This window comes from Mycobacterium sp. (genome assembly GCF_036490025.1).
Classification (GTDB): Bacteria; Actinomycetota; Actinomycetes; order Mycobacteriales; family Mycobacteriaceae; genus Mycobacterium.
In genome coordinates this window covers 1-12,476 of the sequence record NZ_DASXEP010000142.1, presented here as the reverse complement: position 1 = coordinate 12,476, position 12,476 = coordinate 1, and the positions used below count along the sequence as shown (strand labels likewise).

Annotated in this window: 10 protein-coding genes; 1 reads left to right on the top strand and 9 read right to left on the bottom strand. The window is 67.4% G+C overall.

Features of this window, described 5'->3' with window-relative positions; all coding sequences use genetic code 11:
• Positions 1 to 5: 5 nt before the first annotated feature.
• The 7 genes from VGG53_RS15990 to VGG53_RS15960 form a co-directional block, all read right to left on the bottom strand.
• Positions 6 to 1,235, bottom strand: coding sequence for a CoA transferase (locus VGG53_RS15990; protein ID WP_331519040.1), 1,230 nt, complete (start codon positions 1,233 to 1,235; stop codon positions 6 to 8).
• A 164-nt stretch (positions 1,236 to 1,399) separates the two neighbouring features.
• On the bottom strand, positions 1,400 to 2,230 hold the full coding sequence (locus tag VGG53_RS15985) for an alpha/beta hydrolase (protein WP_331519039.1): 831 nt from the start codon (positions 2,228 to 2,230) through the stop codon (positions 1,400 to 1,402).
• 16 nt (positions 2,231 to 2,246) lie between these two features.
• Positions 2,247 to 3,002 (bottom strand): enoyl-CoA hydratase, encoded by a 756-nt coding sequence (locus tag VGG53_RS15980; protein WP_331519085.1) that lies wholly within the window; start codon positions 3,000 to 3,002, stop codon positions 2,247 to 2,249.
• A gap of 10 nt (positions 3,003 to 3,012) precedes the next feature.
• The gene (locus tag VGG53_RS15975) at positions 3,013 to 4,155 is read right to left on the bottom strand and encodes an acyl-CoA dehydrogenase family protein (protein ID WP_331519038.1); all 1,143 of its coding nucleotides are present in this window, start codon (positions 4,153 to 4,155) and stop codon (positions 3,013 to 3,015) included.
• A gap of 9 nt (positions 4,156 to 4,164) precedes the next feature.
• Positions 4,165 to 5,460, bottom strand: coding sequence for an FAS1-like dehydratase domain-containing protein (locus VGG53_RS15970; protein WP_331519037.1), 1,296 nt, complete (start codon positions 5,458 to 5,460; stop codon positions 4,165 to 4,167).
• Positions 5,461 to 5,468: 8 nt separating this feature from the next.
• The gene (locus VGG53_RS15965) at positions 5,469 to 6,320 is read right to left on the bottom strand and encodes a mycofactocin-coupled SDR family oxidoreductase (RefSeq protein WP_331519036.1); all 852 of its coding nucleotides are present in this window, start codon (positions 6,318 to 6,320) and stop codon (positions 5,469 to 5,471) included.
• 43 nt (positions 6,321 to 6,363) lie between these two features.
• A complete protein-coding gene (locus tag VGG53_RS15960) occupies positions 6,364 to 7,884 on the bottom strand; it encodes a class I adenylate-forming enzyme family protein (protein ID WP_331519035.1) in 1,521 nt (506 codons plus the stop codon).
• A 92-nt stretch (positions 7,885 to 7,976) separates the two neighbouring features.
• On the opposite strand from VGG53_RS15960, the gene VGG53_RS15955 reads away from it, so the two are divergent.
• Positions 7,977 to 8,984 carry an acyl-CoA dehydrogenase family protein gene (locus tag VGG53_RS15955; RefSeq protein WP_331519034.1) on the top strand — a complete coding sequence of 336 codons (1,008 nt, stop codon included), beginning with the start codon at positions 7,977 to 7,979 and terminating at the stop codon, positions 8,982 to 8,984.
• 3 nt (positions 8,985 to 8,987) lie between these two features.
• On the opposite strand, the gene VGG53_RS15950 is transcribed toward VGG53_RS15955, so the two are convergent.
• The gene (locus VGG53_RS15950) at positions 8,988 to 10,178 is read right to left on the bottom strand and encodes an acyl-CoA dehydrogenase family protein (protein ID WP_331519033.1); all 1,191 of its coding nucleotides are present in this window, start codon (positions 10,176 to 10,178) and stop codon (positions 8,988 to 8,990) included.
• Positions 10,179 to 10,207: 29 nt separating this feature from the next.
• A partial coding sequence (locus VGG53_RS15945; protein WP_331519032.1) for an acyl-CoA dehydrogenase family protein occupies positions 10,208 to 12,476 on the bottom strand: 2,269 nt, incomplete at its 5' end.

The window sequence follows — 12,476 nt, the reverse complement described above, 5'->3', positions numbered from 1 at the left end:
GACGCTCAGGTGATGGCGCCTTCGATCTTCAGCTCGATCAGTTCATGATCCTCGATCCCCAGTTCCCGCAGCACCTCGTCGGTGTGCTCGGCGAACATCGGCGCCCGGGTCAGGTGGGCTGCCGCCTCATCGAACTTCACCGGGTTCGCCACCAGCCGCTGCTCGTTACCCTGAGCGTCCCGGACATCGGCGATGCGCCCGTTGGCGATCAACGACTCGTCATGGGCGACCTCCCAGGCGTCCTGCACCGGAGACCATTGGCCCCGTAGCAGACTCAGCAGCCGCGTACAGTCCTCGAAGGTCCGCGACCCGATCGCGTCGGCGAGCAGCGTGGTGGCCTCGTCGGCGTGCGCCGCCAATGACTCCAGCGCGGCGAATCGCTCGTCCACGGCGGCTTCCGCGAGTCCGAAAAGCCGGCAGACGGCGGTCCAGTACCGGGTGGGCTGAAGCATCGAAAGCTGGATGAAGCGGCCGTCCGAGCACCGGTAGGCGCCGGTGAGCGGGTTGCCCGGCGCCTGGGTCCGCTGATCGATCTTCGGCAGCGGACAGCCGTAGAGCATGGCGAGGTTGACGCTGGACTGGTTAGCCCACGCCCCGACCGCCAGCAGGGACACGTCGATGACGGATGTCTGCCCAGTCGTTTGCCTGCCGTAGAGGGCGGCGGCGACCGCGCCCGCGATGGTGATGCCGCCGATGTTGTCGCCGAACGCGCCCGCCGGCATACCGGTCGGCACCTCGGATTCCGTCGGGGTGACTCCCTCGGCGTTGCCGGCGCGCGCCCAGAAGGCCGTCGCGTCGTGCGCGCCCGTGTCGCGATCGGGCCCTTCGCTCCCGAAGCCGCTGCCCGCGACATAGACGATCGACGGATTGATACGCCGTACCTCATCGAGGTCGATCCGTAGTTTCGCCCGCGCCTGAGGCAACAAGTTGGTCAGGAAGACGTCGCTGCGCCTGACGAGTTCCTCGAACGCGGGCCGAGTCTGGTTCAACGCCAGGGACAGTCCGACGCTGCGCTTGCCGCGATTAGGGGCTTCGATCGTGGGCGAAAACGAGACTCCCGGCATGGCGGCGGAGCGACCGGCGACCGTGACGAGTCCCCGTTGGGCATCTCCGGTGACCGGGTTCTCGATCTTGATGACGTCGGCACCCCAGTCGGCGAGGACCGCGCCGGCGGAAGGCACGAAGGTGAATTGGGCAACCTCCAGGACGCGTACGCCGGTCATCGGTTTTTGCATCCGCTCACCTCCGTCCTGCCGGCCGCGTTGACGTAGTGCCAACATAGGTTACTAGGTAAGTATTGTCGAGGTCTACTATCGACACACTGACGGCCAGCCGAACCAGATCGCTGGTCAGCGCAGACGGCCGCGCCGGGCAAACCCTGGTCCATCAGCGATGCTCCCTAGCAGCCGTTGCGGATCGCTTCGGCGAGTTCCCTTGGCGCATCGAGCATGACGAAGGTCGAGCTGTCGGGGATCTCGATCAACGTGGCATGCGGGAATGCGTCGCCCAGTCGGCGGGCGTGGTCGAGGGGGAACAGCTGGTCCTCGGTGCCCCACGCCAAGGTGACGGGTCTGTCGAACGCCTCGATCGCCGGGGCGGCGCGCAATGTGAGAGCCGGATCCAGTGCGGCGGTCACCGTGACCGCGTCGCGGCGGGCCGCCCCGCTGGTGGCGAACGCCCCGAAGATCTCCCGTTGGCGTTCGGGAGCCGGGGGGTGCTTGGACACGGCCTTGAGGAATAAAACCTGCCCCGGACCGGTGGCCAGCAGGCGCACAACAGCACCACCGAGCGCGGTGCTGAAACGGCACAGCTTGACGATCTGGACGAAGGAGCCGGGCGGAAAGTGTTCGTAGCTATCGCAATTGGTCAGCACCAAACGGGCGATCCGCGATGTGTCCAGCGTCGGATCACCCAACGATGCCAGCACCAGGCCGCCGCCGGTGTCGTTGGCCACCACGGTGACATCGGCGAGATCGAGGGCCTCGATGAAGTGGACGATGCGCCGCGCAGCCGCCTCGGCGCCGAGGTCGGCACCGTCGGTGGATGTGCTGTGCGCGCCCAGCGGCCAGGTCGGCGCGATGCAGCGAAACCCATCACCCAGTTCCGCCACGACGTCGTCCCACAAGGCGCCGGTCACATAGACGCCGTGCACGAACAGGACGATTGGACCGCGCCCGGTGTCGGCATACTCGACGTCAAGCCCGTCTACTCGCGCCCTTTGGATTGTCACGTCGGCTCTCCTTCGTTCAGTGACCGCAAAAACCCGGGGTGCGCCGTTGCCGAAAGGCATGCACGCCTTCCCTGAAGTCAGCGGTGTCGATCAACGCCAACTGCCCCTCGGCCTCGATCGCTTGCACCGCCTCCAGCTCGGTCAAGGTCGCCGCGGCCAGCGCACGCTTGGTCCAGCCGAACGCCAACGTCGGGCCGCCGGAAACCGACCGCAGCACATCGGCAAGCACCGACTGATAATCGCCGTCGGCAGTGAGATGTGAAATCATCCCCCACTCGAACGCGGTTGCCGCAGGCACTCTTTCGGCCGTCATCGCCATCCGCGCGGAACGCGCTCGCCCAATCAGCCCGGGCAGCAGCGCGGACGCACCACCGTCCGGCATCAGCCCGACCCGGGTGAAGGCCAACTGAAAGTACGCCGACGGCGCGGCCACCACCAGGTCGCAGGCCAGCGCCAGCGCGCATCCGAAGCCGACCGCCGCACCGTACACCCCCGCGATCACCGGCTTGGGTAGCGAGGTGATCGCCCGGACCACCCGGTTGGCGGCGTGAGCCGCGCCCGCGGTGTCACCGCCGGTGAGGTCGCCGCCAGAACAGAACGCCCGGCCGGCGCCGGTGAGCAGGACGGCGCGTACCGAGTCGTCGGTCGCGGCGTCGCCGAGCCGGGCCCGCAACTCGTCGAGCATGGGGGTGTCGACAGCATTCAGCTTCGCCGGCCGGTCCAGCCGGATCCGCATGACTGCGTCGTCGTGCTCGGTCGAGATGCCGTTCACCACAGCGGAATCACAGCCCGAGATCGCGGCCGATGATGTCCTTCATGATCTCGGTGGTGCCACCGAAGATCGTCATGATGCGGTTGTCCATGTAGTCGCGGGCGACGCGGTATTCGGTCATATAGCCGTAGCCGCCGTGCAACTGGACGCAGCCGTCGATCACCTTCTTGGCGGTCTCGGTGCACCACCATTTGGCTTTCGATGCCTCGACTGCCGTCAGTTCGCCGTCCACCACGGCCTGCAGACAACGGTCGACGTACTGTTCGCCGATGTCGAGTTCGGTGTCCATCTCGGCCAACAGGAACCGGTTGTGCTGGAAGCTGCCGATCGACTGGCCGAAAGCCTTGCGGTCTTTGGCGTATTGCAATGTCTGCCGCCAGGTCTCGCGTGCGCCGGCGATGGCCGAGATGGCGATGGACAACCGTTCCGACGGGAGGTTGTGCATCAGGTGATAGAAGCCCCGTCCCTCCTTGCCCAAGAGGTTCGCCGACGGCACCCGGACGTTCTCGAAGGCCAGCTCGGCGGTGTCCTGGTAGTGCAACCCCATCTTCTCGAGCTTGCGGCCGCGGGAAAAGCCCTCCATGCCCGCCTCGACTACCAGCAACGTGAAGCCCTTGTGGCCGGCTTCGGGGTCGGTACGACAGACCACCACAACCAGGTCGCCGTTGATACCCGACGAGATGAACGTCTTGGCGCCGTTGATGATCCAGTCATCACCGTCGCGGACGGCCGAGGTGCGGATACCGGCCAGGTCACTGCCCGCGCCGGGCTCGGTCATCGCGACCGCGACGATCAGCTCGCCGCTGATGATGCCCGGCAGCCAGCGCTGCTTCTGTTCGTCGTTGGCCAGCGACGAGAAGTACGGGCCCACAACGTCGTTCTGCAGGCTCAGCGACGGTGCCGGCCCTCCGTAGCGGGCGATCTCCTCGTCGATCACCGCGTTGAACCGGAAGTCGTCCACTCCGCCGCCGCCGTACTGCTCCGGCATGTTGAACCCGATCAGTCCGTATTTGCCGGCAGCGACGAACGCCGAGCGGTCGACGAGACGGTCGCTCTCCCACTGCTCGGCGTTGGGCACGAGCTCACGATCGATGAACTGACGCACCGTCTCCCGGAACGCCTCGTGCTCCGGCTCTAGAACGAGTCTCTTCATGTTTTGGTCTCACTCTCCATATAGTCGTCGCATCTCTTCGCCGACCTTCCCCGAAATGCGCGAAACGACTTGCGCGCCGCGCCTTCTGAGATCGGCATCCGGGATCGGCAGCACCACAGCGCCGGTCGTCTTCGACGGCAGCAGCACCTTGGCGGTGCCCCGCGTGGTGGTTTCGTCACGCTGGCTGGTCGCGAAGACGTCCAGCGAGACCGGGTCTTCGGCCCCGTCGCCCTTCGCGGTGACCGTCCCGGTGCACCGGTGCACATCCCCGTGGTAGTTGAAGCCACGCAACTGCAGGTCCATCTCGGCCAGCCAGCCGTCGTCACCGATCCAGTTGGTGAGCAAGTGGCTCACCCACGCCGCACGCATCTGGCCGTAGTCGTACGGCGCCGGAATACCCAGTGCCTGAGCGCGTTCGGCATCCCAGTGCAGTCGTTGCACGACGTCGGGTACGCCGTACTCATCCGGCTCGTAGAAGGCCGGCATCCGCTTGCGCAACTGGTGGGCGAATTTCAGCGGCCCCACGCCGTAGCCGCCCCAGCCCCATCCCATGTGCATCGAGATGATGTCGACCACGGTCAACGGGCCCTTGATGATTCCCGGAAGTTCAGCACCGACCGAGACATCCTCCCGCCATTGCGGGTCGGCGCCCCGCCGTACCTCTGCCTCGTACTCTTCCTCGACCTGAGCGAACTCCTCGGGACTCCAGTGCTTGCGGGCAATGTCCTTGAGCTTGCCGGACTTCTTCGAGCCGTGACGCTCGGCGTTGATGTAGGACTCGTCACGGGTCGCGATCGGGTTGCCGTCGATGTCGACGTAGAGATACCGGTAAGTCTCTTTGACCGAACGCCCACCGGAGAATTCGCTGTCCTTCACCTGGACGTCGAGCGTGTAGTTCTCCGCCAACACCGGCCGGCCGGCATAGATCGGGCGGTACCACGTCCACTTCACCCCCGAGTAGTATTTGCCGGTACCGCGAAACAGCCCGCGGAACAACTTCTTCCGCTCCGGATCGGTGAACTTCGGGGTCTGGTCCAGGCCCGTCGCGATCGGGAAGGTCGGCGACGCGATCTGTCTGTGCCAGCGCGTCGACGGCCCGTACGTCGGATCGTGGAACAACGGGTTGTCGTCACCGCAGCCGAAGGCGAAGTGCGTGATGGCGTCGGCCGAGGGCAGCTTGTGCCACGCTTCGTCGCGCTGGTGGACGGGAATTCCGATCTGGCCCTTGGCGCGTTCGATGTCCTCGTCGGTGATGCTGCCCTCTTCGGCGGCCGCATCGGCGCCGGTCTTCTCGGTGGTGGTCATTGATCCTCCTAGAACTTCAGCATTGCACCGGCGTCGACCTTGAACTGCAGGCCGGTCACGTACCGGGACTCGTCGGAAGCCAGGAAACAGACCGCGTTCGAGATGTCCGAGGCTTCGACGTAGGGGGTGGGCATCGCCTGCATGGCGGGGAACGCCAGCAGCGCGTCGTCTCGGCTCGGCGTCTCCAGGTCCGGCCGGAACTGCCGATACATCGGCGCACTGTTGAGCATGGACGTATTCACGTTCGTGGGATGAACGACGTTGGCGCGGATGGATTTCTGCGCCAGCTGCCCGGCGAGCTGCAAGGTGTAGGAATCCACCAGCTGCTTGGCGTAGCTGTAGCCCGCCCCGCCGGGACCCTGCGGTCCGGCGGCCCCGGGGGGTTGTGCGGCCGCGATGAGCCCGGCAATCGACCCGGTGGTGATGATCGACGCGCCGGACGTCAGATACGGCAGCGCGGCGTGGACGGTGTTGACCACACCGACGAAGTCGACGTCGAAGGCATCGGCGAAGGCCTGAACCGGGAGATCGGCGCCCAAGGGACAGATGCCCGCATTGGCGACTACCACGTCCAGTTTGCCGAATTCGGCGACCGCGTTGGCAAGTTCGCGGCTCAACGCCGTTCGGTCGCGGACGTCGACCTCGGCGGTGTAGGCCCTGCGGCCGGTCTTCTCCACCTCCAGACCGGCTTCTTCGAGGTCGCGCGATGTCGCCAACGCGTATTCGTTGGTCTCGATGTCGTGACAGATGTCGAAGAGGATGACGTCAGCACCCTCCTCGGCCAGCTTGACCGCGTGGCTGCGGCCCTGACCGCGGGCGCCGCCGGTAATCAGAACGACTTTGTCCTCAACTCGACCCATGCTCAGTGTGCCTCCTTCGGATTGGATTGGCATTGCGAGAGTTTCAACCCGCTCCAGCCGGTTGAACGGTCGGCACGCCAAGGTCCTCGAGCAGTGCGATCAGACGGCGCCGGTCGACCTTGAGCGCCGCTCCACGAGGCAACTCGTCGACGACGAAGACGCGGGCCGGCACCTCATAAGGGGTAAGCATGGCCCGGCAGTGCTCGCGCAGACCTTCGGGATCGGCTGCGGCACCGCTGCGTAACTCGACAGCCGCAACGGGGACATCGCCCAATCGCCGGTCCGGCATCGGCGCTACAGCGGCGTCGGCGACAGCCGGGTGCGCGCGCAGCGCCCGGACCACGGTCTCCGGCGCCACCTTGAAGCCGCCGCGGATGATCACGTCGTCGGCGCGACCGTCGATGTACAGGAAGCCTTCGGAGTCGAGGTGCGCTAAATCACTTGTGGTGACCCAGGATTCACCGGGACTGCCGGCCTGGGGGGTGGCGACCTGCAGCCTGCCGCTGACCCCCGGGCCGAGCGCAGCGCCGTCGTCGTCGACGACCTGCAGCCCCACCCCGGGGAAAGCCCGCCCGACGCTGCCCTTCTTGTCGGTCCATCGGGTGTGAAAGTCCTTGACAGTCCAGCCCGTCACCGCGCCGGAGAACTCGGTCGCGCCGTAGACGACCAGGATCGGGATTTCGTACCGCTGGTAAAACGCGTCGACCAGTTCGGGATCGACGTGGCTGGTGCCCGCGTTGATGGCGCGGATGCTCGCCAGATCTTCGCGCGGGATGTCGGAGTCGAGCACTGACCGGATCGCCGCCGGCGGCAGCCCGGCGACGGCGGGTCGATGCTCCTTGATCGCGGCATGCCATCCCGGCACGGTGAAGCGGTCCAGCATCGCGATCGGACGGGCCGCCACCAGCGACTGCAACAACGCCCACAGCCCGCCGATGTGCACGATGGGCAATGTCACCATGCCCACGGTGCCCGACAGCGGGGGCTTGGTCCTGGCGTCGGAACGGTCGTTGTGCCGCAACGCCGCCGCGAGGGAGGCCTCCAGCTGTGCGCGGGTCAACGGGATGCGCTTCGGGGCGCCCGTCGTCCCCGACGTCAGCATCTCGATCGCCACGGTGGGATCGCCGTTCGCCGCGTCGGTTGTCCCCGGGGCCCGGACGGCGACCGTATCGGCGTCGAGGCTCCAGCCGGTTGCGCCGAGTTCGGCGACGGCGCGGCTGAATGCGTCCTCGGACCACAGCGCCGACGGTGCCAGGACGAAGGACACCTGCGCTGCAGCGAGATCGGCGCTCAGCCGTTCCGGCGGCTGTAGCGGACTGATGGTCACCAGGGTGCGTCCGCCCCGGAAGATCGCGATGAGCGCCGCGACGGACTCCATCCGATTGCCCAGCACGACGGCGACCCGGCCACCTGCGCCGCACCCCACCGCGGTCAACTCCCCGTCGATCCGCTCGGTGAGCGACCGAACGGTACCCCAGGACACCCAGCGCCCGTCGCATTCCAGCATGCGGTCGTGGTCGTTGGCGTCCCAGAGCCGTCCCAGCGCCTCGTGAATGCTCGTCATCTTGACTTTCCGAATCGGCCCTCCCGGCGAAAGCCTGTCACCTGAACCTAGAGGACATGGTTTACTAGGTCAACTTAGTAGAAGGGGTTGCGATGGACTTCGGGTTGAGTGACGAACAAGACCAACTCGCCGCCGCCGAGCGGGCCTGGCTCACCAAGAACGACCCGGTCGCCAGGATCCGCGCAACGCTGGACGCCGCGCCTGTCACCGTCGATTCCGCAGCGGTGGCCCATGCCGCCGAATCGGGCCTGCTCGCACTCCTGACCCCCGAAATGGGCGGCACCCACGTGGATCTCGCCGTCGTCACCGAGGCGCACGGATACGCCGCGAGCTCGCTCCCGGTCGCGGATCTGAACATCGCGGGCTGGCTGTTCGACCGCGTGGGCTCGCCCGCCGAGGACGGCGAACTGACCGGATTGGCGCTTGGTCCCGACGCCAGTCTCGATGGCGATGCGCTGCGGCTGCCGGGTGTCACCCGCCCGGTGCCGATGGCCGCCGATATGGGCTCCATCGCGGTGGCAGGCCAGGCGGACGACGGTGAGTACCTGGTCGTCCTGAATGCCCCGACGCTGTCGGGGATGTCCACGCTCGATCTGAGCCGTTCGTGGGCGCGAATGGACCTCGACGCGACGATCGCCGACTGGACCCAGTTGCCTTCCGGCACGTTGGCACTGCTGCGCGACGCGCTGGCGGTGCATCGGGCGTTCGACGCGCTGGGCGCGGCGGCCCGGTTGCTCGACATGACGGTGGCCTATGCGTGCCAGCGCGAACAGTTCGGCGCACCCATCGGGTCGTTCCAGGCTGTCAAACATCACTGCGCCGACATGGCCGTCGCGGTGGAGGCCGGCAGGGCCAGTTTGTGGGCGGCGGCGCTCGCGCTGGATACCGCGTCGGCGCCCGCACGGTCCCGGGCCGCGTCCGCGGCGGCGGCGTACACGAAGTCGGCTGCCGCCAAGGTGGCCGGCGCGGCGCTGCAGGTGCACGGCGGCATCGGCTTCACCTGGGAGCACGACCTGCATCTGTTCCTGCGCCGGATCAAGGTCGACGAGGCCTTCAACGGGAGCGTCGGCGAACACCGGGCGGCGCTGCTCACGGCCTGACATTCAGCGCCGGTCCCGCGGCAGCGCCAGGCCCCGCTCGGCGATCAGGTTGCGCATAATCTCCGAACTGCCGCCGGCGATGGTGTAGGCCCGGGCGTAGAGCCATTCGTCCTGCCAACGACCGCCATCCAGAACATTCGGGTCGCCTTCCACCAAAACACCTACCTCACCACCTAATTCGACGGCGAAACGCGCCATCTCGAGATTCAATTCGCTGAACATCAGCTTGGCCATCGCGCCGTCGTGCATGCGTTCGGTGCCGCGCAGCCAGCGGGTGAGGTTGGCGTACGTCAGCGCGGAGAGCGCCTCCACCCCGGCACTGAACTCACCGATCCGATCGCGGACCCGATCGCTTTCGATCGCGGGGCGACCGTCGACGGTGACCCGGGCGGCGAGGTCGACCAGTCCTTCGATGGCCAGCCGCAGCTTGACGACCGCGGCGCCCACGCTGGTGCGTTCATGCCCCAGCGTGGCGTTCGCAATCCCCCAGCCCTGCCCCGGCGCTCCGATCATTGCCTCGGCAGGCACCTCGACCGAGTCGAAGAAGACCTCGTTGAAGTCCGAGGTACCAGTCAACTCGCGCAGCGGGCGGACGGTGATGCCCGGGCTCGACATGTCGAGGATAAACGCACTGATGCCCTTGTGTTTGGGGGCGTCGGAATCGGTGCGCGCCAACAGATATCCGTAGTCGGCCCAGTGCCCGTCGGTGGTCCACACCTTCTGCCCGTCGACGGTGTAGGTATCGCCGTCGAGCACCGCGCGGGTGCGCAGCGAAGCCAGGTCGCTTCCGGCACCGGGTTCGCTGAACAGTTGGCACCACAGCTGTCGGCCGGCCCGGATCTGGGGCAGATGCCTGCGGCGTTGCTCATCGGTGCCGTAGTGCAGCAATGCGTGCGATGCCAGGGCGTTGCCGCTCGGCAGGCCCGGCACTGCCGCCCGGGCCAGTTCCTCGGCCACCACGATGGCGTGTTCTGCCGAGCGGTCGTCGCGGCCGCCGAATTCCGCGGGCCAGTCGGCGCCGACGTAGCCGGCTTCGAACAGGCGCGCCGTCCAGTCCTGAAGCGACTTGAGCTCGGCTTCGTTCTCGGCACTGCGCACGCCCGCCCGCGGCGGTATGGGCGGTGCATGCTCCGCAATGAATGCGCGTACCTCGGCGCGGAAGGTCTCCAATTCAGGTCCCATGCCGTATTCCACGTTGCCGTCTTCCTTTTCGATGTGACGTCTCAGCGGCTCAGCGCCCGCTGTTGGTACGGTGCCAGTAGTTCGCCGGCGGCCCGGTCGCGTAGCGCATCGGAACGGCCGATCAGCACGGCGTTGGCCTGGGCGCGGCGCAGCAGAAGATGAATCGCATGCTCCCAGGTGAAGCCGATACCGCCGTGGATCTGCAGTGCACCTTCGGCGGCGGCGACGCCGGCGTCGAGCGCGGTCGCGGCGGCCAGATCCGCCAGGTATCCCGAGTCCTCGTCCTGGGCCGCGGCCAGCACCTGGCTGCGCGCACCCTCCAACGCGACGAGCATGTCCGCGCACCGGTGCGACACCGCCTGAAAGCTGCCGATCGGTCGGCCGAACTGGTGGCGTTCGCCCGCCCAGTCCACGGCCATCGCCAAGGCGCGCGAGCCCACCCCGATCGAGTCCGCAGCCACCGCCAGCGCAGCCTGGCGGCGGGCCGTACCCAGCACCCGGGCTACGTCGTTTCCGTCGGCGAGCACCTCACCCTCGGCAGCGTTCAACGTTACCGAGCCGATGGTGGCGGTCAGGTCGAGCGGCTGACGGGCCGTCACGTCGACACCGTCGCCCGACGCCTCGACGGCCACCACTACGTCACCGGCGCCACCGGCGAGGCGCGCCAGTACCACCAACACCTCGGCGTGCGGTGCTCCCGCCACAATCGGAACCACACCGTGAAGACCCACCCCGTCCCACTCGGGCAGCTCAGGGCCGCTGGTCACCCAGCCGCTGTGGTTCACCGGAACTGCGAAGGCGGCAGTGGTGCCGCCGGTGATCCGCTGGACCAAAGCCTTTGCGCCGCACTGCAACGCGACCTCGAGCGCGCTCACCGTCGGAACGAGCGGTGCAGGCGCCAAGGCTTTTCCGGCTTCCTCGATGGCCGCGTACAGCAGACGTGGTCGAGCGCCGGCGCCGCCCAGGGATTCATCGACGGCAAGACCCGGTAGCCCGAATTCGACGAGCGCCGACCACACTTCGGGTTCGGCGGCATCGACGGGCCGCTCGCGGTCGAGCAATGCCGTGACGTCCACCTTGGTCCGAAGGGTCGCCGCCAGCACCTCGCGCAGCTCGCGCTCGTCCTCCTCGAGCAGCGCAAGCGGAGTGCCGGGCGTGACAGCGGCAACCCGGTTCCCCTCGCCCCGGTGCGACGGCAGCCCCAGCACGCTCTCGGCGATGGTGTTGCGTTGGATCTCCGCGGTTCCCGCGCCGATGGTGGTCGCACGGCTCATCAGGTAGCCGAACGTCCAGCGCCCGCCGTCGACCGCGTCGGGTGCACGGCTGCCCAGCGCGGCATGGGGACCGGTCGCACGCAACGCGAGCGCGTGCATGTCCTGCTCGAACTCCGATTTCACCAGCCGGTTCACCGACGCCACAGCGCCTGGATCCTCACCGCGCAGCACCGCGGCCAGTGCGCGGGCGCTGTTCGCGGCGATGGCGCGGACGCCGGACTCCAGCCGCGCGACATCCTGACGTACCAGCGGATCGTCGTCGAGCCGTTGGGAGACAACCAGATCGATCACCCGGTCGACCGTGCGCCGGTACTTGAACTCGTCAGCCAGGAACGCGGTGGCCCGTTCGTGACCCAGCGACGTACGCATGATCGACCAGCCTGCGCCCTCGTCCCCGACCACGTTTTCAACGGGCACCTCCACGTCGTCGAGGAAGACCTCGGCGAAATGCGCTGCGCCGCTGATGTCGCGGAGCGGACGCACGGTGATCCCCGGGCTTTTCATCGGGATCAACAGATAGCTGATCCCGTCGGATGCTTTGTCCCCCGACCCCGTCCGAACCAGCGCGAACATCCAGTCGGCGCGGTCGGCCATCGTGGTCCACACCTTCTGGCCCGTCACCCGGTAGACATCGCCGTCGCGGACAGCGCGGGTGGACAGCGAGGACAGATCACTGCCCGCCCCGGGCTCGGAAAACCCTTGACACCAGAACTCGTCCGCGCGCAGCAACGGTGTCAGGAAGCGGTCCTTCTGCGGCTGAGTGCCGTGCGCGATGAGCGTCGGGGCGAGGATGAACGACAACGGACATGGATGCGGCGGTGCACCCGCATCCGTGGTCATCCGGTAGTAGTCCAGCTGATCGGCCAGCGACAGATCGAGTCCACCGACTTCGCGAGGCCACCCGGGCGCCGCCACTTGGTGGTCGACAAGTTCGGCATGCCACGCACGGGCCACTTCGATGCGGTCGGGTTTGTCGCCCGAGCGAGCGATGTCGGCCTGGCGACGACGGAACTCGGCGAGTAGCGACTCGAGCCGG